Raw genomic sequence first — 26770 nt, 5'->3', positions numbered from 1 at the left:
ACTGGGCGGCTGGGGGTCAGCTGATCTTGCCCGGCGCGAGGACGTCGGCGAGACGCCTGTTCTCGATGCCGTCACAGTCGTACTGCACGTTCTGCACGAGGAACGGGTCCCGGGCGGCCTCGCGGTTGCCCAGGCGGAGGGCGATGTCGCGGGCGACCTGGTCACCCTCGCTCTGCGGCAGACGGAGCCACTCGCCGCACGTCTTGACCGTGACACCGGCGAGCGGGTCGTGGGTGCTCTGGGTCGTGGTGGGGGAGCCGCCGTCGGAGCCGTCGGCCTGCTGGGCCTTGGCGTGGTTGACGAACAGGATGATGAGCACGAGCACGACCAGTCCGGCGACGACGAACACCGCCGAGCCGGCGCCCTTGTGGGTGGTCTTGTTGCGGACGCTGTTGTCCTGGCGGACGTCCCGGCCGGCGATCGTGTTGCCGTCGCCGGCGATGCCGCCGTTCGTGGCGATGCGTCCGCCGCTTCCGGCGATGTTGGAGTTGGTCACGTTGCCGGTGTTGACGCTGTTGTCGGTCATGGTGGGCCTCGACAGGGAGGTGAGCAGGGACTGGAAGGTGGCTTCCGCGTCAGGGTGGCTGGCGGCGTAGGCCTGGAGGAGCTGGCGGAGCTGGAGTCGCGCGGTGCCCTCGTCTCCGCGCAGGACGGCCGCGCGGGGGCCGTCGAGTGTGTCCGCGATCTCGTCGCGCTCGGCGGTGGTGCCGGCCATGGAGCGGGCGATGCGCGTGCGCAGGGCGGCCCATCCGTCGGCTGCCATCGCGTGGATGATCCCGGACTCGATACTTCCGAGGACGTCGAGGTCCATGTGCTGTCCCTTCGGTCCGCCAAGGGGCGGAGTCGTGCGGCGGGTGTCCCACGGCTATCAGCTTTCCGAAGGTTTGAGAATTCACTTCCGATCGTTTGTGAGCGAACCCACAATTACGCCTTCCGTTAACGATTGGTAGGGCGTCATACATCTTTAAGAGAAAGGCTCCAATTATGGAGCCCGTCTCTTGTGTCCGTCCGACGATCGGCCTCGATTTAGATGTACTGCGCTTTTTGGTCAGGCATATTCACGCGCCAGCGACGGCCCAGGTCAGCGCCCGGATCTTGGCCGGATTCCGATCGGTAAGCGTACCCTTGGTTTAGACATGCGCCGCAATTTAATGGCGGGACGCAATGGCTGGCATGAGCATGTAAACCAGTTTTCCCCCGGCCGGTGCGGGTCGCCTCCATTTCCGGGGGTCCGCCGCCGGGAAACAGAATGGGAATTCTGGGTTCCGCTACGTCTCCAGCGCTCAGCGGGTCAACGCCAGCGCCCCCACCGACGCGGTCACCGCGCACGCGGCCAGTACCGCGCCGGTCCCCGTCAGCCGGCGGACCGGCACCCGCACCCCGTACGCATGGCAGCGCTCGTACCACAGCAGCGTGGCCAGGGACGCCCACGGGGCGATCACCGGTCCGGCGTTCGTGCCGGCCAGCAGGGCCAGCAGCTGGTCGTGGTTGCCCACCGGAACGGCCGCTTCCCCGGCCAGGTAGACCGGCAGGTTGTTGAGGGCGTTGGACAGGCCGCCGCCGACCGCCGCCGCCCGGAACAGGCCGAGCGTGCCGCCGTCGGTGCCGACCGCCGAGGCCAGCAGGTGGTGCAGCCCGTGCGCGTCGAACGTCTCGACCACCAGGAACATGCCGGGCACCATCACCAGCAGCCGCCAGGGGACGAGCGACAGCCGGAGTGCGGACCGCTGCCGCAGCCCGAACGCCGCCACGGCGACGAGCGCGGCCGTCGCGGAGGCCGTCCACAGCGGTACGTCGGCGACCAGGATGGCGAGCAGGAAGCCGGCGCAGGCCAGCGCGCAGGCGCGGAACAGCACCCGGTCGGCGGGGCGGTGCACGGCCGGCGGCACATAGCGGTCGGCGGCATCCCCGCGCACATCGGCCGCACGCGCGGCACCCGGCCCCGACACCGGCACGGCCGCCATCAGACCGGATGTGTCCCCCACCGGCCCCCCACGCCGCCCCCGGCGCCAGAAGAACAGCCACAAACAAGCCATCGTCACCGCCAGCGCGGCGAGTTGCGGGGCCCACATCCGTCCCGCCAGGCCCAGCGGGGACAGCGCCACCCGGTTGGCGGCCAGCAGGTTCGTCAGGTTGGACACCGGCAGCAGCAGGCTCGCCGTGTTGGCGAGCCACACCGTGGTCATCGCCAGCGGCACCGGGGCGATGCCCACCCGGGAGGCGAGCGCCAGCATCACCGGGGTCAGCAGGACAGCCGTCGTGTCCAGGTTCAGGGCGATGGTCGTGACCGCGGCGAACAGCACGCACAGCAGGAACAGCAACGCGTAGCTGCCCCGCCCGGCCCGCGCCACCCTCGCCGCCACCACGTCGAACACCTCGGCCCGGCTGGTCAGTTCGGCCAGCACGATGACCGTGCCCAGGAACGCGAGGAGCGGCGCGATGCGTGTCATCGCGTCGGACGCGGCACCCGTCGGCAGCCATCCCGTGGCCACGCACAGCAGTCCGGTCGCCAGCAGACCGATCGCCACCCGGTCGAGGACATGCAGACGCTGCAATAAGGCACGCACGGTTGGAAGGGTCGCACGTTTGTACGTCGCTGTGACCAGGGCGTCGTCGAACGCCTGGAAACGACCGGTATCAACCTCTCTTTTCACGGCATCATCAATACATGGTGGCTCGTCAGAACACCCCGGGGGACAGCACCGGGCCATTGGACTTCTTCATCAGTTACTCGCCCGCCGACGAACGCTGGGCGTCCTGGATCGCCTGGACCCTGGAGGAGGCCGGATACCGCACGGTCCTGCAGGCCTGGGACTTCGTGCCGGGCACGAACTTCGTGGACTTCATGGACCGGGGGGTGAGCGAGTCCGCCGCCGTCATCGCCGTACTGTCGCGGAACTACGAGCGGTCCCGGTACGGGCGGATGGAGTGGCAGGCCGCGCTGCGGGCGGATCCGGACGCACCGGAGCGGCGGCTGATCACCGTGCGGGTCGAGGACATTCCGGTGGAGGGGCTGCTGGCCACCATCACCTACGTGGACCTGGTGCCGGTCGCCGACGCGGGGGCGGCGCGGGAACTGCTGCTCGCCCGGGTCCGGCAGGCCCTCGACGGGCGGGCCAGGCCCAGCCTGCCGCCCGGATACCCGGGGGCGAACGGCCGGCCCGTACCGGCCGCCCCGGCCGCCCCGGGGCCCGGACGGCCGCTCGGCGGACCCGGGTGGGCGGGGCGGCGCAGGCCCGCCGCGCCGCCGTCGTATCCGCGCGTGTCCGCGGTGGCCGGCGAGCGGGAGGCGGTCACCGTGCTCCAGCTGGCCGGGCCCGCCTTCGGCCGGGGGCAGGACCCGGCCGAGTTGCAGGCGGCGATCTGGGGCGACCTGGTCGAGCTGGCGGATGCCGGGGCCCCCTCCCCGGACCTGCTGGTGGTCACCGGCGACCTGACCGCCTCCGGAAGCCGGCGCGAGTTCGAACAGGCCCTCGCGTTCCTCACCGGGATGCGGGCGCTGCTCGGGCTCGAACCGCACCGGGTCGCCCTCGTCCCGGGCGGCCAGGACGTCAACCAGGCGGCCTGCCAGGCCTACTTCAGCACCTGCGAGGCGGACGAGATGCCGCCCCGGCCGCCGTACTGGCCCAAGTGGCGGCACTTCGCCCGGCTGTTCCAGGAGCTGTACCAGGGGCTGGACGTCGTCTTCGACAGTGATCAGCCGTGGACCCTCTTTCCCGTGCCGGAGCTGCAGACCGTGGTCGCGGGGCTGAACTCGTCCATGGCCTACAGCCACCGGCGTGACGACCAGTACGGGCTGATCGGGCGGGAGCAGGCCGCCTGGTTCGCGCAGGCCCTGCGGCCCCATGAGACCGAGGGGTGGCTGAGGATCGGCGTCGTACGGCACTCGCCGGGTGCCGCACGGCCCGCCGCCCCCGGTGTCCGCCGGGCCGGTGCGCCGGGTACGGCCGCCCTGGACGGCGCCGGGCCGCTGCGGGACACCGATGTGCTGACCCGGCTGACCGCTCCCCGGCTGCACCTGCTGCTGCACGGTCCGGCCGACGCCGGTGCGCTGCCCCGACTCGCCACCGCCTCCGGCGAGGTGCCGGTGATCGGCGCCGCCGGGCCCGGCCGGCACCAGCTGCTGCGGGTCGGCCGGGAGGGACTGGCCGTCTGGGACGGGCCGCGGGAGCCGCAGCGGCGGCCGGTCCGTTGGCACCGGGCCCACAGCGCCTTCGGCCCCGAGGACCCCGGCGGGCCCGGGCAGTCCGGGGACGGCACACCTCGCACGGACCCCGTGCCCCCTGCCGGCCGCAACGGCCTCCCCGAGCCCGAGCCGGAGCCGCGCGCCCTGACGACCCCGCTGGACATACTGCTCGCCCGGGTCGCCGAGGTGTGCCGCACCCGCCACGAGGGCGCCCAGATCCGCCAGGTCGACGGGCCGCTGCCGCAACTGCTGGTCACCTGGACCCAGTCCGGATTCGTCCGGCAGCAGCGCGTGGCCGTGCACACCGGCACCCCGGCCCCGCAGGACGTCGACCGGTTCGTGGCCCTCGTGCACGCCGCCGACGCCGAGACCGAGGCCGAACTCGTCCACGACGGCCCGCCGCCCGCCCGTGAGCTGCGCGACGCGGCCCGGCGGCGAGGCGTCCGGGTGCGCAGCTTCACCGAGTTCCAGGGCCTGCTGGACCTGCGCGGATACGTCGGTGCACAGAGCGAGCGGCTGCGCACCGACCCGCGCTATCCGCCGGGCATGTACCTGCCGCAGCGGTACCGCGAGGTGGAACGCCTCGACGCCGAGGACCGCGACGGGCTCGTCGACGAGATGCTGCGGCTGCTCGACTCCGACCAGGGGCGCTTCCTGCTGCTGCTCGGCGACTTCGGGCACGGCAAGACCTTCGCGCTGCGCGAGCTGGCCCGCCGCGTCCCCGCCGAACTGCCGCACCTGGTCCCGCTGTTGGTGGAGCTGCACGCCCTGGACCGGGCGTACTCCTTCGAGGGGCTGGTCGCCGCGCACCTCGCCGCCCACGGTGTCGACAACATCGACCTGCGGGCCTTCAGGTACATGCTCCAGCAGGGCCGGATCGTGCTGCTCTTCGACGGCTTCGACGAACTCGTCAACCAGGTCACCTACGACCGCGCCGCCGAGCGTCTGCAGGTGCTGCTGGACTCCGCCGTGGACAGCGCCAAGATCGTGGTCTCCAGCCGCACCCAGCACTTCCGCTCCCAGGGCCAGGTGCTGACCGCGCTCGGCGAACGCGTCGGCCTGCTCCCGCACCGCCGGGTCCTGGCCGTCCAGGAGTTCAGCCCGCAGCAGATCCGCGCCTACCTGGTCAACCGCTACGACGGCGACGAACGCGCCGCCGACCACCGGCTGCGGCTGCTGGACGCCATCCCCGACCTGCTCGCCCTGTGCCGCAACCCCCGGCTGCTCGGCTTCGTCGCCGACCTCGACGACGACCGGCTGCGGGCGGTCGCCGGCGCCGGGCGCGCCCTCAGCCCCGCGGGACTGTACGAGGAGGTCCTCACCGCCTGGCTGACCTTCGAGGCCCAGCGGGGCAGCGCCAGCCCCGGCCGGGCCCCCGGGCTCTCCCTGGACCAGCTGTGGGACGCGGTCACCGCGCTCGCCCTGCGGCTGTGGGAGAGCGGGCAGGACTCGCTGCGGCTGGACGAACTGACCGATGTCGCCGAGACCCTGAGCGGGCTCGCGGACGCCCGGCTGTCGGTACCGCAGACCGCGCACGCCATCGGCTCCGGCAGCCTGCTGGTCCGCAGTGACGACGGTGTGTTCCGGTTCATCCACGGCTCGGTGGTGGAGTGGCTGGTCGCCCGGGAGTGCGCCCGCGGGCTCACCGACGGCGACAGCGCCCTGCTGGGCCGGCGCCAACTCAGCCAGCTGGCAGTCGAGTTCCTGTGCGACCTCGCCGACCACCGGGTCTGCCAGGCGTGGGCCGAGCGGGAGCTGTCCGGCACCCCCGGGGACGCCTCGGCGGACGCCGGCCACGCCAACGCCGTGAAGATCCTCAGCCGGCTGCGCGTGCCCGCGCACACCGATCTGCGCGGGGCCGCCCTGGCCGGGGAGGACCTGTCCCACCGCGACTTCTCCGGCGTCGACCTCACCCGCGCCGACCTCACCGACGCCCGGCTGGTCGGCGCCAACCTCTCCGGCGCCGTCCTGTGCGGCGCCCGGCTGACCGGCGCCCGGCTGGACGGCGCGGACCTGACCGGCGCCGACCTGCGCGGCGCCGACCTCAGGCGGGCCCGGCTGATCGGCACCGACCTGACCGGCGCCCGGGTGGACGGCGGCCGGTGGCGGCGGGCGGCGCTGATCTCGGCGACCACCGGGCCGCTGGCGGACACCCCGGAACTCCAGGGAGCCGCGATCGCGCCCGGCATGGCCGTCGACTCCGGGTTCCGGCCCTCCACGGTCGGGGTGCCGTACGGCTACGAGGCCCGCATCCGGCTGCCCGAGCCCATCTCCTACAGCCCCGACGGCGAACTGCTCGCCGTGGGCAGCGAGGACGGCGGCGTCCTGGTCTGCGACGCCGCCACCGGCATCGCCCTGCGCACCCTGCAGGGCCACACCGGCCGGGTCTACGCCGTCAAGTTCCGCGAACGCGTCCTGGCCACCGGCAGCTCCGACGGCACCGTACGCCTGTGGGACCCGGTCTCCGGCCGTTGCCTGCACCGGCTGGAGATCCACTCGAACGGCGTGTGGCCCCTCGCCCTGAACGCCGACGGCTCGCGCCTGGCCACCGGCGACGCCGACGGCGTGGTCACCCTCTGGGACACCGCCTCCGGTGCCCCGCTGCACCGGCTGCCCGGACACGCGGCGCCCGTCTACACCGTCGCGTTCGGACCCGGCGACGCCACCCTGGTCACCGGCGACGCCTCCACCGTCGTACGGCTGTGGGACCTGGCCACCGGGCGGCAGACCGGTGAGCTGCCCGGTCACCACGGGGTGGTGTACCGGGCGCGGTTCAGCCCGGACGGCACCCTGCTGGCCACCGCCGACCGCGGCGACGAGGGGCACGGCGGCACGGTGCGCGTGTGGGACTTCGCCACCGGGACCCCGCGGCATGTGTTCACCGGGCACTCCGGCCGCGTCTACACCCTGGACTTCCACCCCGGCGGCGCCCTGCTGGTCAGCGGCGACACCAACGGGGAGGTACGGCTGTGGGACCTGGCGGCGGGATGCTCGGCCGGGCTGCTCGGCGGCTGCCGCGGGGCCGTCTACCAGGTGCTGTTCGACCCCGACGGGACCCTGCTCGCCGCCGGGGACAGCGCCGGGGTGGTCCGGCTGTGGCGGATCGATCCGGCGGCGGAGCCGGTCGCGGCGCCACTGGGCCGGCAGCCCGCCGAGCACCGCGGCTCGGTGTGGGTGTGCAAGTTCCGCCCGCACGGCGACACACCCGTCCAGGGCCCCGGCGCGTTGCTGGTGACCGGCGGCAACGACGGTGTCGTACGGCTGTGGGAGCCGGCCACCGGCCAGGGCCGGCGGATCCTGCGCGGCCACGGGCGGCGCATCGGCACCCTGTCGTTCAACGCCGACGGCTCGATGCTGGCGGCCGGCGGCAACGACGGTGTCGTACGCGTGTGGCACTCGGCCTCCGGCCGGCGGCTGCGCGAACTGACCGGGCAGAGCGACCGCCTGGTCTCCGCGGTGTTCGGACCCGTGGGCCCGCTGCTGGCCACCGCGAGCAGCGACGGGGACGTCTATCTGTGGAACGCGGCCACCGGCGAGTACCAGCGCGAACTGGACGTCGAGACCGACCACGTGTGGGCGGAGGCGTTCAGCGCCGACGGCGAACTGCTGGCCACCGCCAACGACGACGACACGGTACGGCTGTGGTACCGGGCCACCGGAGCGCATGTCGCCACCATCGGCGAGCACTACGGGCGGGTCCGCGCGATCGACTTCCGCTCCGACGGCGCGGTCCTGGCCACCGGCTGCGACGACCGCAAGGTGCGGATCTGGGACCTGGAGGACCGCCGGATCACCGCCGAACTCGACGGCCACACCGACCGGGTGTACGCGGTGGCCTTCGCGCCCGACGGCTCCTGGCTGGCCAGCGCCTCCTGGGACGGTACGGCGGTGATCTGGAAGGACGGCGAGAGCGACCACCGGCTGACGGGCCACACCGGCAAGGTCTGGACCGCGGCCGTGCATCCCTCGCGCCCGCTGCTGGCGACGGCGGGCGACGACCGGACCGTCCGTCTGTGGAACCCGGACACCGGCGAGCAGACGGCTGTTCTGACGGGCCACACCGGCCGGATCCTCGCGGTGGCGTTCAGCCCCGACGGCTCCCTGCTGGCCAGTGGCGGCGAGGACGGCACGGTACGGCTGTGGAACGTCCCCGCCGACACCCCGGTCACCCTGCGGGTCACCCTGGTCGGCCTGCCCGGCGGCTGGGCGGCCCTGGCCCCGTCCGGGGGCTACAAGTACGAGGGAGACGTCACCGGCGAGTTCTGGCACGCGGTGGGCATGTGCCGCTTCGAACCGGGCGAACTGGACGGGCATCTGCCGGGTGTGTGGCAGGTGCCGCTGGACGAACGGCTGGGGTGACCGCTGGGAGCGGGGGCCAGTTTTGAACGCGTTCAAATGCAGGCGTACGCTCGCCCCATGAGCGACAGAGCCGCCCTGCTCAAGGGCATTCGCGTCTGGCTGGCCCTCTTCGTCGTGTGCCTCGTGCTCAGCGGGGCCACCGCCTTCCCCCTGGTGCACGAACTGCGCTGGACCGACAGCGCGCTGCGCGCCCTGTCCGTGCCCGACCACCTGCCCGGGCTCACGGCCTGGATCACCCGGGTGCGCCACGGACTCGACACCGCCGACGCCGACTACCCGTTCCTGCTCTACGGCACCGACTGGCTGGCCTTCGCCCACCTCGTCATCGCCGTCGCCTTCTACGGCCCGTACCGCGACCCCGTCCGCAACATCTGGGTCGTCGAGTTCGCGATGATCGCCTGCGCCGGCATCATCCCGCTCGCCCTCGTCTGCGGTCCGATCCGCGGGATCCCCTTCTGGTGGAGCCTGATCGACATGTCCTTCGGGGTGTTCGGAGTCGTCCCGCTGTACGTCGTACGGACGAGGATCAAGCGCCTGGAGGCGCTCAGCACGCCGCTCACCGCTCCGGCTGCTGCTTGACGGCCGCGCCCGACGGCCGTGTGAACATCTCCCGCAGCTGCGGCTCCGGCACGATTCGAGTCCGGGTTCGCCCCCCCCCGCCGCGAAGACCGTCAACCCCCGGCCCGGCAGCGCGCAGACAGGAACCGGTGGCGGACCGCGCCCACCACGGACAGCACGCGAACCCGGCCCGCCCAGGGCGCGCGTCGACCCTCCTGGCGCGCCACGGCTCAGCCGCCGTTGCGCAGGGCGTGCAGGGCGTCGATCCGGTTCGTGGTGATCGAGTCGACGCCCAGGTCCAGCAGGCGGCTCATCGAGCGGCGGGTGTCCGGGGTCCACACGGACAGCAGGTGCCCGTCGTGGTGCACGCGGGCCGCCAGCTCCCGGCTCACCAGCGAGAAACGGTAGTTGAGCCAGCGCGGGCGGACCACGTCGAGCAGCGCGGGCCGGGGCGGGGCGAGGGTCGTCCAGGTCAGGGCGATCTCGGCGGCCGGGTCGGCGGCGCGGACGGCGAGCATCGCCTCGGCGCCCGCGCAGTAGTAGACGCGCTCCCGGGCCCCGCTGTGCCGGACCACGTCCATGACCCGGTCCACCATCCGCCGGTCGGGCCGCCCGCACAGGTCCACCATCACCCGGCAGTCACCGGTCGCGGCCAGTGCCTCCGCGAGCGTCGGCACACCGCCCGCGGTGAGCCCGCGCAGTTCCTCCGCGGACAGCGCGCCGAGCGGCCGGTCGACGTCCCACAGCCGCTTGAGCGTCTCGTCGTGCAGCAGCACGGGGACGCCGTCACGGGTGAGCCGTACGTCGATCTCGACCGCGTCCGCGCCCTGGTCGAGCGCGGAACGCAGCGAGTCGACGGTGTTCTCGCGGAAGCGGTAGGGGGCGCCGCGGTGGGCCACGGCGGTCACGGTCTGCATGCCCCCATTGTGGTGGGCGTCAGGAGGCGAGCCAGGCGCTGGTGTACGTGTCGATCTCCGCCGTGATCCGGGCCTTGCCCTCGGCGTCCAGGAAGGACGCCTCCACCGCGTTCCTGGCGAGCCCGGCGAGGCCCCGCTCGTCGAGGTCCAGCAGCCGGGCGGCCACCGCGTACTCGTTGTTGAGGTCGGTGCCGAACATCGGCGGGTCGTCGGAGTTGATCGTGACCAGTACCCCCGCCTGCACGAAGTCCTTGAGCGGGTGCTCGTCCAGGGTGGTGACCGCGCGGGTGGCGATGTTGGACGTCGGGCAGACCTCCAGCGGGACGCGCTGCTCGGCGAGGTGCGCGAGCAGCTTCGGGTCCTGCGCGGAGCTGGTGCCGTGCCCGATCCGCTCCGCGCGCAGCTCGTTCAGCGCGTCCCACACCGTCTGCGGGCCGGTCGTCTCGCCGGCGTGCGGCACGGAGTGCAGACCGGCGGCGATGGCCCGGTCGAAGTACGGCTTGAACTGCGGGCGGGGTACGCCGATCTCGGGCCCGCCCAGCCCGAACGACACGAGCCCCTCGGGGCGGATCTGGTCGTCGGTGGCGAGCCGTGCCGTCTCCTCGGCGGACTCCAGCCCGGCCTCACCGGGAATGTCGAAGCACCACCGCAGCACGGTCCCGAACTCGGCCTCCGCCGCCTTGCGGGCGTCCTCGATCGCCGCCATGAACGCCAGCTCGTCGATGCCGCGCCGGGTCGAGGAGAAGGGCGTGATGGTCAGCTCGGCGTACCGCACCTGCTGCCGGGCCAGGTCGCGGGCCACCTCGTAGGTCAGCAGCCGGACGTCCTCCGGGGTGCGGATGAGGTCCACGACCGACAGGTACACGTCGATGAAGTGCGCGAAGTCGGTGAACGTGAAGAAGTCGGCCAGGGCCTCGGGATCCGAGGGCACCTTGGAGTCGGGGTGGCGGGCGGCCAGTTCCGAGACGATGCGCGGGGAGGCGGAGCCGACGTGGTGGACGTGCAGTTCGGCCTTGGGCAGCCCGGCGATGAAGGCCCGCAGGTCGCGGTCGGCCGTGCCGGCGGCGGGTACGGAGCTGCTGTCGGTCATGGGGTCCTCCCCGGACAGGGCGCCGTCGGCCCGGTGCGGGCGAGGCGCGGGTGATCGGCTGATCGGTGGTACGGACGACATCGTAGGCGGGCGGCGGGTGCGGGCCGGTCGGCGGAGGGGCGGTGCGGCGGGCATGCGCACCGCGTGCCCTGTGTGCGTCCGGCGGGGGACCGGGCCGCGGTGGTGCGGTGGCGAGGCCGTAGCATGGCGGCACGAACGACCGAGGGGGACAGGCCCGTGAGTGACGGAGCACAGCCGAGTGGCGCCCCGGGGGGCGACTACAACCTGTGGGCGCCGCCCGAGAACCGCCCTTCGCTCGAGAAGAAGCCGTCCGGGGCGGAGGCCCAGCCGCCCGTGCAGCCGCCGTCCGTGCACGACCAGGCGACGATGACCTCCCTGCAGACCGACGGCTTCACCGCGCCCGCGTCTGCCCCCGGCTTCACCGCGCCCGCGTCGCCTCCCGGCTTCGCACCACCGGCCGCCGCCTCCGGATTCGGTGGGCCGGGCACGGCCCCGGTGGGCAGTGAGGCGGTACCGCCCCCGCCGATCGCGCCCTCGGGCCCCGGCATACCCGCACCGCCCGCCGCCGGCGGCTACGGCTATCCCGGCTACCCCGCGGGCTACGGCTGGCCCGGTATGCCGATGGCCCCGCAGAACGGCATGGGTACCGCTGCGATGGTGCTCGGCATCCTCTCCCTGTGCCTGTTCTGCATGTACGGCGTGGTCTCGGTGGTGCTGGGCATCCTCGCCGTGGTCTTCGGCATCAAGGGGCGCCGACGGGCCGATCTCGGCGAGGCCACCAACCACGGCCAGGCCCAGGCGGGCCTGGTCATGGGTGTCATCGGCATCGTGCTCGGCATCGTCGTGATCGTCCTGCTCGCGATCGGCATCACCGCCGCCATCCACGAGGGCCGCACCCACTCCGACCCGTACGACGACTCCGCACGCGGCGTCTCGGTGACGGTGGCCGCCGGCCGCTGAATCCGCCGGGCCGCGGCCCTCGCGGCACCGGTCGGCCGGGAACCCGCCCCCTCTGGTCCGTGCGGCCATTACGATGCCTTGATCGTCAAACGGAGGGGAACCCGCTTCATGTCCAACTTCACCCCGGAACCTGGTGGTTTCGGTGCGCCGGCCCCGCAGCAGGCACCGGGATACGGCTACGCGCAGCAGCCCGGGCCCGGCTACGGCCACCCCCAGTCGGGGCCGTCCTACCCGGCCGCGCCGCCCGCGGCCTACCCGCAGGCCCCCGGCTATGCGATGCCGATGCAGCCGAGCAACGGCATGGGCACCGCGGGACTGGTGCTGGGCATCATCGGAGTGGTCTGCAGCCTGACCATCGCCATGGAGATCCTCGGGATGATCCTGGGCATCCTGGCGATCATCTTCGGTGCCGTCGGCCGGGGCAAGGCCAACCGTGGTGAGGCCACCAACCGCGGCGCGGCGACCGCCGGTCTCGTCCTGGGGATCATCGCCACCGTGCTCCTGCCGGCGTTGGTCTTCCTGTTCTTCGCCAGCATGTTCAGCGCCGGCACGGTCTGACGGTCCCGACGGACCGGGAGGCGACGCGGGGGCTGGGCAGCGAGCCGAGCCCCCTGGCTCCCGGCCGCTCAGGCCCCCGCGCCCGCCAACCGCTCCCGCGCCTCCATCAGCGCGAACCCCAGCAGGTTCGGCCCCCGCCACCGCTCCGGATCCATGGCCGCCTCGTCGTCCGCCGCGAGGCCGATGCCCCATACACGGTCCACCGGGCTCGCCTCCACCAGCACCCGGTCGCCCGTGCCCAGCAGGAACACGCGCAGCTCGTCGTCCGACGCGAACTTGTGGACACTGCCCTCGACCACGATCCGGAAGCGCTCCCGCTCCCACACCGCCTCGTCGAAGTCCCGGACCAGCCGCCCCGCCTTCTTGGCCTGGGCGGGGTGCTCCGCGGCCAGTACCCGGCGCTCCGCCTCCGCGTCGCCGAACAGCCGCGCCTTGCCTGCCATCATCCAGTGCTCGGCCGTCGCGTACTCCACGCCGTCCACCACGAACGGTGACGGCCACCACTGGCTCAGGCAGCTCGCGCCGATCCTGCCGTCCGGCCGCGGCCGGTGCCCCCAGAAGTGCAGATACTTGATCCGGGACCCTGCCCGGACCTCCTTGATCAGGGCTTCCACCCCGTCGATCTTGCCCATGCACGCGAGTCTGGCACGTACCACTGACACTCCGTCCGCCCTTTTCCCTCCGGACTCGACACCTGGTCGACAGATTCCGTCGCGTAACCAAAAGGCAACAACGGAATCACTTGTTGGAGTCCACTCCCTCTGTCAGGATCGGCACTCAAATCGAGCTGGAGCTACGCCACCCACCCCCCGGGACGGGGCGAACGGCGGAGGAGAGCGACATGCACAACCCGGGCACCGCCACCCCGGAACGATTTCCCGCCGAGGAGCGATTCGCCGACGGCGCGCAGTTCATCGCCGGCCGGCTGACCAAGGGGACCTCGGGCCGTACCCACGCCGTGGTCGACCCCGCCACCGGCGAGGAGGTGTACACCTACGAGCTGGCCGGCACCGACGACGTCGACGCGGCCGTCGCCGCCGCGCGCGAGGCCTTCCCGGGGTGGGCCTCGGCCACCCCGGGCGAGCGCTCCGACGCCCTGCACCGGTTCGCCGCCGTGCTCGCCGAGCGCGCCGAGGACTTCGCCCGCGCCGAGTCGCTGCAGTGCGGCAAGCCGCTGAAGCTGACCCGCGAGTTCGACGTACCGGGCACGATCGACAACACCGCCTTCTTCGCGGGCGCCGCCCGGCACCTGCAGGGACAGTCCGCCGGCGAGTACTCGGGCGACCACACGTCGTACGTCCGGCGCGAGCCGATCGGTGTGGTCGGTTCGATCGCGCCCTGGAACTACCCGCTGCAGATGGCCGCCTGGAAGATCCTCCCGGCGATCGCCGCCGGCAACACCATCGTGCTGAAGCCGGCCGAGCTGACCCCGCTCACCTCGCTCCTCTTCGCCCAGGCCGCCACCGACGCCGGCCTCCCCGACGGTGTGATCAACATCGTCACCGGGACCGGGAAGGAGGCGGGGGAGCACCTGGTCGGCCACCCCGACGTCGCCATGACCTCCTTCACCGGGTCCACCGCCGTCGGCAGGCGCGTCGCCGAGGTCGCCACCGCCACCGTCAAGCGCCTCCATCTGGAGCTGGGCGGCAAGGCGCCCTTCGTGGTCTTCGACGACGCCGATCTCGAGGCCGCCGTCCACGGCGCCGTCGCCGGTGCGCTCATCAACACCGGACAGGACTGCACGGCCGCCACGCGCGCGTACGTGCAGCGACCGCTGTACGAGGCGTTCGTCGAGCGGACGGCCGCGCTGATGGAGACCGTGCGGCTCGGGGACCCGTTCGCCGCCGGTACCGACCTCGGCCCGCTCATCTCGCACGTCCAGCGGGACCGGGTCGCCGCCTTCGTGGACCGGGCGCGTGCCTACGCGCGCGTGGTAACCGGCGGAGAGGCACCGAAGGGCGATCTGGAGAACGGCGCCTACTACCGGCCGACCCTGGTCGCCGACGCGGCCCAGGACAGCGAGATCGTCCAGTCCGAGATCTTCGGCCCCGTACTGGTCGTCCTGCCCTTCGACACTGATGATGAGGGCATCCGGCTGGCCAACGACACCCCCTACGGCCTGGCCGCCTCCGCGTGGAGCACGAACGTGTACCGCGCCAACCGCTGCACCCGTGAGATCAAGGCGGGCTGCGTGTGGATCAACGACCACATCCCGATCATCAGTGAGATGCCGCACGGCGGCTACAAGGCGTCCGGCTTCGGCAAGGACATGTCGGCGTACTCCTTCGAGGAGTACACCCAGGTCAAGCACGTAATGTTCGACAACACGGCGGTCGCCCGGAAGGACTGGCACCGCACGATCTTCGGGGACCGGTAGCAGCCGCCGCCCGGCGCGAGCCGGGCACCACGTACAGCCGGCTGCTGCCGGGTGTGAAGACCCGGCCCCGACCAGGCCGACCACCCCTCCCTCCCGAAAGGGCACCACGCGCATGGAGCAGTACGAGCCCGACCGCCTGACACCGGTCGAAGTCGCCGCGATGCGGCGCAGCCTCCGCAACGGCCGGGCCGCCATGACCCGCCGGTCCCTGTTGCGGGCGTCCGCGGGCGGTGCGCTCGCGGCCGGCGGACTCGGCGCGCTGAGCGCCTGCGGCATCCCCGCGGCGACCAAGACGCAGGGCGGCGTCTCCGCCGACGACCACTCGGCCAAGGAGAAGGTCGTCGACTTCTCCAACTGGCCCGAGTACATCGACGTGGACGACAAGGGCAAGCGCCACCCCACGCTCGACGTGTTCGCCCGGCGGACCGGGATCCAGGTCAAGTACACCGAGGACATCAACGACAACGACGAGTTCTTCGGGAAGATCCAGCCGCAGCTCGCCGCGGGCCAGGACACCGGACGTGACCTCATCGTGCTCACCGACTGGCTGGCCGCCCGCATGATCCGCCTCGGGTACGTCCAGAAACTGGACCCGGCCAACCTGCCGCACGCGTACGCCAACCTGTCGGACCAGTTCCGTGCCCCCGACTGGGACCCGGGCCGCGCCTACTCGTACCCCTGGCAGGGCATCTCCACCGTCATCGCGTTCAACAAGCAGGCGCTCGACGGCGTCGAGGTGAAGTCGATCTCCGACCTGCTCGACAACCCGAAGCTCAAGGGCCGTGTCGGCTTCCTGACGGAGATGCGCGACAGTGTCGGCATGACCATGCTCGACATGGGCATCGACCCGGCGAAGTTCACCGACGACGACTACGACAAGGTGATCGCCCGCCTGCAGAAGTCCGTCGACAGGGGCCAGATCCGCCGCTTCACCGGCAACGACTACACCTCGGACCTCACCAAGGGCGACCTCGCCGCGTGCGTGGCCTGGGGCGGCGACATCGTCCAGCTCCAGTCGGACAACCCGCACGTCGGCTACGTCATCCCGGACGCCGGCTACATGACGTCGACCGACAACATGCTGATCCCCAACAAGGCACGCCACAAGACGAACGCCGAACGGCTCATCGACTACTTCTACGAGCCCGAGCCGGCCGCCGAGCTGGCCGCGTACATCAACTACGTGAGTCCCGTCGCGAACGTGCAGCCCTACCTTGCGAAGATCGACAAGTCGGCGGCGACCAACCCGCTGATCATTCCCGACAAGGCCATGCAGGCGAGGTCCCACGCCTTCCGCGCGCTGACGCAGAAGGAAGAGACGGCCTGCCAGACGAAGTTCTCGAAGCTCACAGGGGCGTGACGACGATGACGACACCAGACAACAGCGGCGACGTCCGCCTCTCCGGTATCAGCAAGACCTACGACAACGGCTTCACCGCCGTACAGCCGCTGGACCTGACCGTGCCGCAGGGCTCCTTCTTCGCCCTGCTCGGTGCCTCCGGCTGCGGCAAGACCACCACCCTGCGCATGATCGCCGGCCTGGAGGAACCTTCCTCCGGGACCGTGCGCCTCGGCGACCAGGACGTCACCCACCTGCCGCCGTACAAACGGCCGGTCAACACCGTCTTCCAGTCCTACGCCCTCTTCCCGCACCTGGACATCTTCGAGAACATCGCCTTCGGTCTGCGCCGGCGCGGCATCAAGAGCGTGAAGAAGCAGGTCGAGGAGATGCTGGAGCTGGTCCAGCTCGGCGAGCAGGCGCGCAAGAAGCCGCACCAGCTCTCCGGCGGCCAGCAGCAGCGCGTCGCGGTCGCCCGCGCGCTGATCAACCACCCCAAGGTGCTCCTCCTCGACGAGCCGCTCGGCGCCCTCGACCTCAAGCTGCGCCGCCAGATGCAGCTGGAGCTCAAGCGCATCCAGACCGAGGTCGGTATCACCTTCGTGCACGTCACGCACGACCAGGAGGAGGCCATGACCATGGCCGACACGGTCGCCGTGATGAACGCGGGCCGCGTCGAACAGCTCGGCTCGCCGACCGACCTCTACGAGAACCCGCAGACGACGTTCGTCGCGAACTTCCTCGGCACCTCCAACCTCATCGAGGCCGAGGTCGACACGAAGAACGGCGACGACATCGTGCTCAAGGCGGCCGGCGGCAAACTGGTGCTGCCCGAGGCGCGATGTTCCGCCCCCACGACGGCCGGCGGCAAGGTGCTGGTCGGCATCCGCCCCGAGAAGATCGCGCTCACGCACGCCGACGACGCCGGCTCGATCCCCGAGGGCCGCAACCGCCTCACCGGCAAGATCGCCGATGCCAGCTTCATCGGGGTCTCCACCCAGTACGTGATCGACAGCCCCGTCTGCGACGAACTCTCGGTGTACGTCCAGAACGTCGAGCGCGACGGCCGGCTCGTCCCCGGCGCCGACATCGTCCTGCACTGGAGCCCCGCGCACACCTTCGGCCTGGACGCCGCCCAGGACATCGACGCGGGGACCGAGGAAGAGGCGGCCGCCTGATGTCGACGCTCACCGAGGCGCCACCGCCTCTCGCCCCCGCCACCGAGGAGAAGAGGCCCCCGCGCAAGCGCGGCCGGTTCACCCCGTACTGGCTGCTGCTGCCCGGCCTGCTGTGGCTGGTCGTCTTCTTCGCACTGCCGATGATCTACCAGGCCTCCACGTCCGTGCAGACGGGTTCCCTGGAGCAGGGCTACAAGGTCACCTGGCACTTCGTGACGTACTGGGACGCCCTGTCCGAGTACTGGCCGCAGTTCCTGCGGTCGGTCTTCTACGCGGCCGCCGCGACGATCCTGTGCCTGGTGCTCGGCTACCCGCTGGCCTACCTCATCGCCTTCCGCGCGGGCCGCTGGAAGAACCTGCTCATGATCCTGGTGATCGCGCCGTTCTTCACCAGCTTCCTGATCCGCACCCTGGCCTGGAAGACGATCCTCGCCGACAACGGCCCGGTCGTGCACGCCCTGAACTCGCTGCACGTCCTGGACCTCACCAACTGGCTCGGCTGGACGGCCGGCGACCGCGTCCTCGCCACCCCGCTCGCGGTGGTGTGCGGACTGACGTACAACTTCCTGCCGTTCATGATCCTGCCCCTGTACACCTCGCTGGAGCGGATCGACGGGCGGCTGCACGAGGCGGCCGGCGACCTGTACGCCAAACCGTGGACCACCTTCCGCAAGGTCACCTTCCCGCTGTCGATGCCGGGCGTGGTCTCCGGCACGCTGCTGACCTTCATCCCCGCGGCCGGTGACTACGTCAACGCCGAACTCCTCGGCTCCACCGACACCCGCATGATCGGCAACGTCATCCAGACGCAGTTCCTGCGGATCCTGGACTACCCGACCGCCGCGGCCCTCTCCTTCATCCTCATGGCCGCGATCCTGGCCATGGTCACGATCTACATTCGCCGCTCCGGGACGGAGGATCTGGTCTGATGCCCTTCGTCACCTGGCTCAAGCGCCGTCTCGTCGTCATCGCGGGACTCCTGACGCTCGCGTACCTGCTGCTGCCGAACGTCGTCGTCACGGTGTTCTCCTTCAACAAGCCGAAGGGCCGCTTCAACTACGAGTGGCAGCAGTTCTCACTGGACGCCTGGAAGCAGCCCTGCGGCGTCGCCGACATGTGCGGCTCGCTGTCCATCAGCCTGCAGATCGCCGTGTGGGCGACGATCGGCGCCACCCTGCTCGGCACGATGATCGCCTTCGCGCTGGTCCGCTACCGCTTCCGCGCCCGCGGCGCCGTCAACTCGCTGATCTTCCTGCCGATGGCGATGCCCGAGGTCGTCATGGCCGCCTCGCTGCTCACCCTGTTCCTCAACATGGGCGCCCAGCTCGGCTTCTACACGATTCTGATCGCGCACATCATGTTCTGCCTCAGCTTCGTCGTCACCGCGGTCAAGGCGCGCGTGATGTCGATGGACCCGCGCCTGGAGGAGGCCGCCCGGGACCTGTACGCCGGGCCCGTGCAGACCTTCCTGCGGGTCACCCTGCCCATCGCGGCACCGGGCATCGCCGCGGGCGCGCTGCTGTCGTTCGCGCTCTCCTTCGACGACTTCATCATCACCAACTTCAACGCCGGCTCGACCGTCACCTTCCCGATGTTCGTGTGGGGTTCGGCGCAGCGCGGCACACCCGTCCAGATCAACGTCATCGGTACGGCCATGTTCCTCGTCGCCGTGCTCTTCGTCCTGACCTCGATGGTCGTCAGCAATCGCCGTAACAAGCAAAAGGCGTAGGCCTTTTCCGGAAAGTCCTCTGTAGGGAGTTGAAATCATGGCCCCAAGCGCCATGAGCCGTGGCAAAGACAACTGGATCTCCTCTCTCTCCGAAGCCCAGCCGGTCCCGTACTGGCTGGAAGACCCCGGCAAGCCACCCGCCGAACCCGCCCTCACCGGCACCGACACCTGCGACCTGCTGGTCGTCGGCGGCGGCTACAGCGGGCTGTGGACCGCGCTGAACGCCAAGGAGCGCGATCCGCAGCGCGATGTGGTGCTGCTGGAAGGCCGCGAGGTGGGCTGGGCCGCCTCCGGCCGCAACGGCGGCTTCTGCGCCGCCTCCCTCACCCACGGCCTGCCCAACGGCCTGGCCCGCTGGCCCGACGAGATCCAGAAGCTGGAGGAACTCGGCCGGCGCAACCTCGACGAGATCGAGGCCGCGATCGCCCGGCACGGCATCGACTGCGACTTCGAGCGCACCGGCGAGATCGACGTCGCCACCGAGACCTACCAGGCGTGGGAACTGAAGGACTGGCACCGGGAGCTGGAGGAGAAGGGCCTCGCCGACGGCATCGAGTTCCTGGACGCCGACGCCGTACGCGAGCAGGTGAACTCGCCGACCTTCGAGGCCGGCCTGTGGGACCGCCGGGGCGTGGCCATGCTGCACCCGGCCAAGCTGGCCTGGGGCCTGAAGAAGGCGTGTGTGCGGCTCGGAGTGCGGGTGTACGAGCACACACCCGCGCTGACCCTGAAGCAGTACGGCGCCGGGATGGCCGTACGCACCCCGTACGGCGCGGTCCACGCCCGACGGGTCGCCCTCGGCACGAACATCTTCCCGAACCTGCTGCGCCGCGTGCGCTCCTACACCGTCCCGGTCTACGACTACGCGCTGATGACCGAGCCGCTGACCGGCGACCAGTTGTCGGAGATCGGCTGGAAGAACAGACAGGGCCTCGGTGACTCGGCCAACCAGTTCCACTACTTCCGTCTGTCCGCCGACAACCGCATCCTGTGGGGCGGCTACGACGCGATCCACCACTACGGCGGCCGGGTCCGCGCCGAGTACGACGACCGGCCGGAGACGTACGCCAAGCTCGCGGGCCACTTCTTCACCTGTTTCCCGCAGCTGGAGGGCGTCCGCTTCACCCACGCCTGGGGCGGCGCGATCGACACCTGCTCACGCTTCTCGGCGTTCTTCGGCACGGCGCACCAGGGGAAGGTCGCGTACGCCGCGGGCTACACGGGCCTCGGTGTGGGCGCGACCCGCTTCGGCGCGGACGTGATGCTGGACCTGCTGGACGGGGAGCGCACCGAGCGGACGGAGCTGGAGATGGTCCGCAGGAAGCCGCTGCCGTTCCCGCCCGAGCCGTTCGCCTGGACCGGGATCGCGCTCACCAAGTGGTCCCTGGCCCGCGCGGACGCGCACGGCGGCCGGCGCAACCTGTGGCTGCGGACGATGGACCGGCTGGGGCTGGGATTCGACAGCTGAACCCGCACGAGTGTGAGCCAGATCACTTGAATCGGGTCGCGAAACCCGCGTAATGCCCGCGGAAGGCCTCCCTCTCTCCTCCTGACACGACCGCGGAAGAACGGTCGGGCGAGAGAAGAGGGAGGCCTTCTGATGACTGGGGCGAAGACGGCCGTGGAGTGGCTGGTGTCCGTCGCGCCGGATCCCGAGGCCTGCCGCTGGGAATGGGAGCGCAACCCCCTCGGTGTCGCGCTGCTGCCCGCCGGCAGGGCCTGGGACGTGCTGATCCTGCCGGGTGACCTCGGATACCCGACCCTGGACGTGCTCACCCGGGTCCTCGACCGGCCCGGTCCGGTACTCGCCGACTTCGGTGACAACCGGGTCGGGTTCTTCGTGCCCCCGGGCACCGCGGCCCGCTGGCTCGGCACCGGCATCCGTACCGCGGGCCCCGGCACCTGGATCGTCGTGCCGTATCCGGGCCGGGCCGCCCAGGGCGTGCGCTGGCTGGTGCCGCCCGACGGCTCGGGCACGCTGACCGACCCGGCGCTGCTGGAACTGGCGATGCACGAGGCGGCGGCGGACCAGGCGGCGGCGGACCAGGCCAGGGGCGGGGAGGGGGACGGTTAGGGCCCGGGGCGGCGGGACCGGTGCCCCGGGGTGTACCCGCCGGTGGTCAACGCCCCGCGCGGCGGCCTCACGACGAACGCGACGACCTCACGAGGAACCCGACGATCTCACTAGGAGCGCGACGGCCTCACGGAGAAGACGAACCGCGGCTCGTACACGGCCCACGGAACCCGGCCGTCACCGCGGGGCCCGATGGCGTGGCCGGTGAACCGGGACGGTCACGAGAACCGGGAGTTCCGGAAGGACCCCGGCGCCCGCTTCGGCCGCCGAGGCCGGCGAACACGGGGAAGGCGGTCAGCAGCATGGCGCACAGACACCAGCTGGCCACCACGTCCAGCGGCCAGTGATAGCCGTGGCGGACCAGGCCGTACGACACCCCGAGGACGAGGGCCGCGCAGCCGGTGACCAGGGTGCGGCGGGCGGCCGAGGAGCGCAGCCAGGGGAGCAGGAGCAGGGTGGCGGAGCCGTACGCGACGGCCGCCGTGGCCGTGTGACCGGAGGGGAAGTACCCCGCACCGGGGGGCATCACGGGCGTCCCCGGCCGCGCGGTCCAGTCCTTGAGCGGTACGACGAGCGCCGGGACGAGCGCCATCAGGACGGCCGCGGCGAGCGGCGGCAGCCACCACCGGTCCGCACCGGCGGCGCGCCCCCGCCAGGCCGCGTACCCGAGGGCCAGGGCCAGCACCGGGACGGCGACCTGGATGTTCCCGAGGTCGGAGAGAAGCTCGGAGAACCGGTCCGGGTGGACGAGGGCCCGGCTGAGGCGGGCGTCCAGACGCAGCAACGGGCCGTGACCGGCCACCTGCCAGGTGATGAGCGCGAAGAGGACGGCCGGGAGGCTGAGGAGCGGGGCACGGCGGACTGCGGTCGACACGGCGCCCAGCTTGACAGACGGGCTCGGCGAGAAGGAGGTCGGCCGCCCCGGAACAGGGGGGGCGTTCCGAGGCGGCCGTCCGGATCGGAACGTCGCGCGCCCCGGGGGGTTTGGGGCGGCGACCGTCCGATCGGTGAGGAGATCCCGGAGCCGTCAGGCGCCGGTTGTGTGCGCGAGGGCACGACCAGGTCGAAGCTGGGGAGGCCTCGGCCTGAGATCGCCCACAGTCCCCTGTGGGCGGGGTGTATCTCTCATCTGGGTAGAACCTACGGCAGCCCGGGGCGCTTGGGCAGACGGAATCGCGTCCCGTCATCCACCTCGCACACCTTCTTCACACGGCCTGCCGCAGGTGCCCGTCAGAGGTGCGGACCGCTCGCTCAGATGCGCGAGAAGGCCTGCTCGATGATGTCGAGACCCTCGCCCAGGAGGCCCTCGCCGATCACCAGCGGGGGCAGGAAACGCAGCACGTTGCCGTAGGTGCCACAGGTCAGGACCAGCAGGCCCTCGGCGTGGCACGCCTTGGCGAGCGCGGCGGTGGCCTCGGGGTTCGGCTCCTTGGTGGTCCGGTCCTTGACCAGCTCGATGGCGATCATGGCACCGCGCCCGCGCACATCACCGATGATCTCGAACTTCTCGGCCATGGCGGTGAGGCGACCCTTCATGATCTCCTCGATGCGCTTGGCCTTGCCGTTGAGGTCGAGCTCCTTCATGGTCTCGATGGCACCGAGCGCACCCGCGCAGGCGACCGGGTTGCCGCCGTACGTACCGCCCAGCCCGCCGGCGTGCGCGGCGTCCATGATCTCCGCACGCCCGGTGACGGCGGCGAGCGGAAGCCCGCCGGCGATGCCCTTGGCGGTGGTGATCAGGTCGGGGACGATCCCCTCGTCCTCACAGGCGAACCACTGCCCGGTCCGGCAGAAGCCGGACTGGATCTCGTCGGCCACGAACACGATGCCGTTGTCGTTGGCGAACTTCACGATCTCCGGCAGGAAGCCCTTGGCCGGCTCGATGAAGCCGCCCTCGCCGAGCACCGGCTCGATGATGATCGCGGCCACGTTGTCCGGGCCGACCTGCTTGGTGATCTGGTCGATGGCCTGCTTGGCGGCCTCGGGGCCGGCGTTCTCCGCCCCGGTCGGCCAGCGGTAGCCGTACGCCACCGGCACCCGGTACACCTCGGGCGCGAACGGCCCGAAGCCGTGCTTGTACGGCATGTTCTTGGCGGTGAGCGCCATGGTCAGGTTGGTCCGCCCGTGGTAACCGTGGTCGAACACGACGACGGCCTGCCGCTTGGTGTAGGCACGAGCGATCTTGACGGCGTTCTCGACGGCCTCGGCGCCGGAGTTGAACAGCGCGGACTTCTTGGCGTGGTCACCCGGGGTCAGCTCGGCGAGAGCCTCCGCGACCTCCACGTAGCCCTCGTAGGGGGTGACCATGAAACAGGTGTGGGTGAAGTCCGCGAGCTGGGCGGAGGCCCGCCGCACCACGGCCTCGGCGGACGCGCCGACGCTGGTCACGGCGATACCGGACCCGAAGTCGATGAGCCGGTTGCCGTCGACGTCCTCGATGATCCCGCCGCCCGCGCGCGCCGTGAAGACGGGCAGTACGGAGCCCACACCCTGCGCGACCACGGCGGTACGGCGGGCCTGCAGCTCCTGCGACTTCGGGCCGGGGATGGCGGTGACGACGCGACGCTCCTGCGGAAGTGCGGTCATTGGGGGCTCCCTGATGATCTTGCGTTGATCTGCGTACCGGGCGGTCCCGGACGATTCCGGGCGGTGCGTTTTCAGCCGCTTACCTATCTTTCTTCGCAGGCTAGGGCCGGGGGCGGGGGGTGGGCATGCTCCATGTGGGCGTTGTCGGGGAGAACGGTTGTCCGGAGTGGATATAGAGGAACTGGGAGGACGACGCGACGGCGTGCGCGCATCTCACCGCGTGCCCAGCCACGCAATCGCTGAACTCCCCTTGCGAGGGCATTAGATTGACTCGCTGACGGTGGACGGAGCGGCTGGTCAGGGGGCAGGGCGATGGACAGCGACGGGACGCAGGACACGCAGGGCACACATGCGCACCCTGTGCCGCGCCCAGCGGAGCCGACGGATGTGCCCGTGGCGCCACGCAACGGGCCCGCTGCGCCGTACGGCAGCGCCGCTCCGCCATACGGCGCCCCTGCCGTGCCGCCACGGCCGACGCGTGCGCCGGCCCCGCCGTCGGTGCCGGCCGCACCCGGACACACCCCCCATCAGGCGCAACCCCGCTCGCCCGTCGCCGAGTGGCTCGACCAGCCGCGCCCGGCCGTCGAGCCCGGCATCTGGCGCTACGGCTACCGCCCCCCCAGGGCGGCACGCCAGGGACAGCGACTGGCCCCTGTGACCATCGTCGGCTTCGTCGTCCCCCTGGCTGCGGGACTGCTCCTGTGGTCACTGTGGCGACACGGCACGATCCCGTACCAGTGGACCGTTCTCAAGCTGCTCACCCCCGAGGACTGGTGGTGGAGCGGCACCGCGTCGCCGAAGGGCTACCAGGGAGCCGAGGCCAAGACGGTTGCCGACGGAGTGTTCTTCGCGATCCTCATCTACGGCATGGCGCGCCTGGGCAGTTGGGCGGACATCACCCGCCACGTCGTCACCCGGCGTGAGCAGCCCGCTCGTGCCCTCATCGCCGCTCTCGGGGCGCTGATCGCACTGGCCTTCGTCTTCCCTAACGCGTTCGGACTCGCCTGGGACGCCTTGCCCGTTCAGGACCCGTTGTTCTCCCTGATCGTTCTGATCACAGGAGACTATGGTGTGTTCGCGTCGGAGCCGCTCACCGACGGACTGTACGCGCTCATCACCCTGCTGGTGCTGTGGCCGTTCGCCCGGGTCGGTGGCTGGTGGCCTCTCGCGAAGGAGGCGCTCGCCGCGCGGGCGCAGGCCAGGATGGCCGAGGCTGAGCCACCGGCCGCCGACCGGCGGCCGTCGCAGTGGCCCGAACTGCGCGAGGCCGGTCAGCATCAGGCCGCGGACGTGCTCGCCGCCGAGGTTGACGCCGGCCGGATGAACGACGTGGACTGCGCCAGGATCGGCCACATGTGGACCGTGGCACGTGCCCGGGCCCGTATCTCCTCCTTCGCCGACACGGTGCTGCGCGAGGGTGGCGCCGCCTGGACCCACCCCTCCGGTGTCCGTGACCTGCCAGGCCGGGCGGCTCGGCATGATCTGCTCGCAGGACAGGTGCGTATCGGGCAGTGGGTGGCAGGCGACCGCACCCCGCTCGCCTACAGAGGCGCAGGAGCCGCTCTCGCGCCGGACACCCTGGGCACCTCGCTGCTGGCCGTCGGGCCGTCGGGCTCCGGTAAGACGCGCCACCTGATCCGGCCCGTCGTCGAGTCGCTCGGCCTGCAGGCGCTCGCCGGGCAGTGCGCGGTGATCGCCGTGGGTGCGGCCGGCACCCCGCTCGGCCCCGATTCGGCGTACGACGTGGTCGTCCGCCTCGGCGACCCGGCCTCCGTGCACGACCTCGATCCCTACGCGGACTCCGACGACCCCGACGAGGCGGCCGTCCTTCTGGCGGAGGGGCTGGCCGGAGACCTCGACTCGGTGAGCGGTCAGCGGGCGGTCACCGCGCTCGCCCAGCTCCTCGGCCCCTACCGGGCGGCCTACGGGCGCTTCCCGACCCTGCCCGTGCTGCGCGAACTACTGGAAGGTGAGTCCTCGACCCTTGCCGCGCTGCGCGCTGCGCTCGCCGGGGACGAGCACACCGTGATGCGCCGCGAACTCGATGCCCGCGCCCGGCAGTCGGGCACTGCGGGCGATCCCGGACCGGTCCTCGCCGACCGGCTCGCAGTGCTGGACCGGCCGGTGTTCGCCGAGTTCTTCGGCGGGGGCGGCGGGAGCGCTCGGCCGTTCTCCCTGCGCTCCGTCGCCCACCATCCGCTCCGCGTTCGTATCGACCTGCCCGGCCGCGGACACGAAGAGGCGTCCCGGATCGTCACCCGGCTGCTGCTCGCCCAGTTCGGTGCCGTGGTGCCGACAGGCGAGCGGGCCCACTTCGCCTGCCTCGTCCTGGACGACGCCACCGGTGCCGTGACGACCGAGTCCGTGCGCCGCATCCAGCGCTTGCGTTCCTGCAACGCGGCCGTGGTGCTCACTTTGCGCACGGTCGGTGACGTTCCCGAGGTACTGCACGGGCCGCTGTACGCGGCCGTGGGCTGCCGCATGGCCTTCTCCGGTGTGACCACATGGGACGGTGCCAGGTTTGCGGAAGCCTGGGGCACGCAGTGGGTGGAGACCCAGGACGTGGCCCGGCACACCGTGTTCGCGGACCAGCCGATGACACGCGCCATCCATGCCCTGCGCAAGCTGGTGACCGGCAAAGCGGTGACCACGGAGGCCGTCACCGTGCGGCAGGTGGAGCGGGAGCGTTGGTCGGCTTCCGAGTTGGCTCATGGGGTGCCTGCCGGGCATGCCGTGTTGTCGTTGACCAGTGTGCGCGGGGAGCACGCGCCCCCGTTGTTGGTGGACCTTCGGGGGTGAGGGGGCGCCGGGGGACCGTACGGTGAGGCAGAATCGGCA

At 71.6% G+C, this 26770-nt stretch carries 18 protein-coding genes and 1 pseudogene; 12 read left to right on the top strand and 7 right to left on the bottom strand.

Annotation, left to right across the window (positions count from 1 at the left end):
* Positions 1-16: 16 nt before the first annotated feature.
* Together ACWC94_RS15085 and ACWC94_RS15080 are read right to left on the bottom strand one after the other, a co-directional pair.
* Positions 17-811, bottom strand: coding sequence for a hypothetical protein (locus ACWC94_RS15085; protein ID WP_450796979.1), 795 nt, complete (start codon positions 809-811; stop codon positions 17-19).
* A gap of 472 nt (positions 812-1283) precedes the next feature.
* Positions 1284-2567 (bottom strand): SLC13 family permease, encoded by a 1284-nt coding sequence (locus ACWC94_RS15080; protein ID WP_450796978.1) that lies wholly within the window; start codon positions 2565-2567, stop codon positions 1284-1286.
* Between the two features lie 101 nt (positions 2568-2668).
* Between ACWC94_RS15080 and ACWC94_RS15075 the strand changes: the two genes are divergently transcribed.
* Entirely contained in the window at positions 2669-8545 is a 5877-nt protein-coding gene (locus ACWC94_RS15075) for a WD40 domain-containing protein (RefSeq protein ID WP_450796977.1), read from the top strand.
* A gap of 57 nt (positions 8546-8602) precedes the next feature.
* On the top strand, positions 8603-9124 hold the full coding sequence (locus tag ACWC94_RS15070) for a hypothetical protein (protein WP_450796976.1): 522 nt from the start codon (positions 8603-8605) through the stop codon (positions 9122-9124).
* A 209-nt stretch (positions 9125-9333) separates the two neighbouring features.
* Here ACWC94_RS15070 and ACWC94_RS15065 read toward each other — a convergent pair whose 3' ends face one another.
* A complete protein-coding gene (locus ACWC94_RS15065; RefSeq protein WP_450796975.1) occupies positions 9334-10020 on the bottom strand; it encodes a glycerophosphodiester phosphodiesterase in 687 nt (228 codons plus the stop codon).
* Positions 10021-10039: 19 nt separating this feature from the next.
* Positions 10040-11165: pseudogene (locus ACWC94_RS15060) on the bottom strand (adenosine deaminase).
* 182 nt (positions 11166-11347) lie between these two features.
* On the opposite strand from ACWC94_RS15060, the gene ACWC94_RS15055 reads away from it, so the two are divergent.
* Both ACWC94_RS15055 and ACWC94_RS15050 read left to right on the top strand, forming a co-directional pair.
* Positions 11348-12091: a DUF4190 domain-containing protein gene (locus ACWC94_RS15055; RefSeq protein WP_450796974.1), complete on the top strand. Its 744-nt coding sequence runs from the start codon at positions 11348-11350 to the stop codon at positions 12089-12091.
* Between the two features lie 108 nt (positions 12092-12199).
* Positions 12200-12649 (top strand): DUF4190 domain-containing protein, encoded by a 450-nt coding sequence (locus ACWC94_RS15050; RefSeq protein ID WP_450796973.1) that lies wholly within the window; start codon positions 12200-12202, stop codon positions 12647-12649.
* Between the two features lie 68 nt (positions 12650-12717).
* Here ACWC94_RS15050 and ACWC94_RS15045 read toward each other — a convergent pair whose 3' ends face one another.
* Positions 12718-13281, bottom strand: a complete 564-nt coding sequence (locus ACWC94_RS15045) for an NADAR family protein (RefSeq protein WP_450796972.1) — start codon at positions 13279-13281, stop codon at positions 12718-12720.
* 209 nt (positions 13282-13490) lie between these two features.
* Here ACWC94_RS15045 and ACWC94_RS15040 point away from each other — a divergent pair, with 209 nt between their 5' ends.
* From ACWC94_RS15040 to ACWC94_RS15010, 7 genes are all read left to right on the top strand, one after another.
* Positions 13491-15026, top strand: a complete 1536-nt coding sequence (locus ACWC94_RS15040; RefSeq protein WP_450796971.1) for a gamma-aminobutyraldehyde dehydrogenase — start codon at positions 13491-13493, stop codon at positions 15024-15026.
* A 112-nt stretch (positions 15027-15138) separates the two neighbouring features.
* Positions 15139-16386 (top strand): polyamine ABC transporter substrate-binding protein, encoded by a 1248-nt coding sequence (locus tag ACWC94_RS15035; RefSeq protein WP_450796970.1) that lies wholly within the window; start codon positions 15139-15141, stop codon positions 16384-16386.
* 5 nt (positions 16387-16391) lie between these two features.
* On the top strand, positions 16392-17543 hold the full coding sequence (locus tag ACWC94_RS15030; RefSeq protein WP_450796969.1) for an ABC transporter ATP-binding protein: 1152 nt from the start codon (positions 16392-16394) through the stop codon (positions 17541-17543).
* Positions 17543-18472: an ABC transporter permease gene (locus ACWC94_RS15025; RefSeq protein WP_450796968.1), complete on the top strand. Its 930-nt coding sequence runs from the start codon at positions 17543-17545 to the stop codon at positions 18470-18472. Before ACWC94_RS15030 ends, ACWC94_RS15025 begins: the two co-directional genes overlap by 1 nt.
* On the top strand, positions 18472-19272 hold the full coding sequence (locus ACWC94_RS15020; protein WP_450796967.1) for an ABC transporter permease: 801 nt from the start codon (positions 18472-18474) through the stop codon (positions 19270-19272). The genes ACWC94_RS15025 and ACWC94_RS15020 overlap by 1 nt, the downstream gene beginning before the upstream one ends.
* Positions 19273-19309: 37 nt before the next feature.
* Positions 19310-20740, top strand: coding sequence for an NAD(P)/FAD-dependent oxidoreductase (locus tag ACWC94_RS15015; protein WP_450796966.1), 1431 nt, complete (start codon positions 19310-19312; stop codon positions 20738-20740).
* 132 nt (positions 20741-20872) lie between these two features.
* Positions 20873-21346: a hypothetical protein gene (locus ACWC94_RS15010; RefSeq protein WP_450796964.1), complete on the top strand. Its 474-nt coding sequence runs from the start codon at positions 20873-20875 to the stop codon at positions 21344-21346.
* Positions 21347-21473: 127 nt separating this feature from the next.
* Here the strand turns inward: ACWC94_RS15010 and ACWC94_RS15005 are convergent, their stop codons facing one another.
* Both ACWC94_RS15005 and gabT read right to left on the bottom strand, forming a co-directional pair.
* Positions 21474-22220 carry a phosphatase PAP2 family protein gene (locus tag ACWC94_RS15005; protein WP_450796963.1) on the bottom strand — a complete coding sequence of 249 codons (747 nt, stop codon included), beginning with the start codon at positions 22218-22220 and terminating at the stop codon, positions 21474-21476.
* A 377-nt stretch (positions 22221-22597) separates the two neighbouring features.
* Complete coding sequence (gabT, locus tag ACWC94_RS15000; RefSeq protein WP_450796962.1) at positions 22598-23932, bottom strand: 4-aminobutyrate--2-oxoglutarate transaminase; 1335 nt, start codon at positions 23930-23932, stop codon at positions 22598-22600.
* 312 nt (positions 23933-24244) lie between these two features.
* On the opposite strand from gabT, the gene ACWC94_RS14995 reads away from it, so the two are divergent.
* Complete coding sequence (locus ACWC94_RS14995; protein WP_450796961.1) at positions 24245-26731, top strand: ATP/GTP-binding protein; 2487 nt, start codon at positions 24245-24247, stop codon at positions 26729-26731.
* Positions 26732-26770: the final 39 nt, after the last annotated feature.

The organism is Streptomyces sp. NPDC001135, assembly GCF_053598395.1.
The sequence above is the reverse complement of the archived record's forward strand: the minus strand, read 5'-3'. Positions and strand labels throughout refer to the sequence as shown.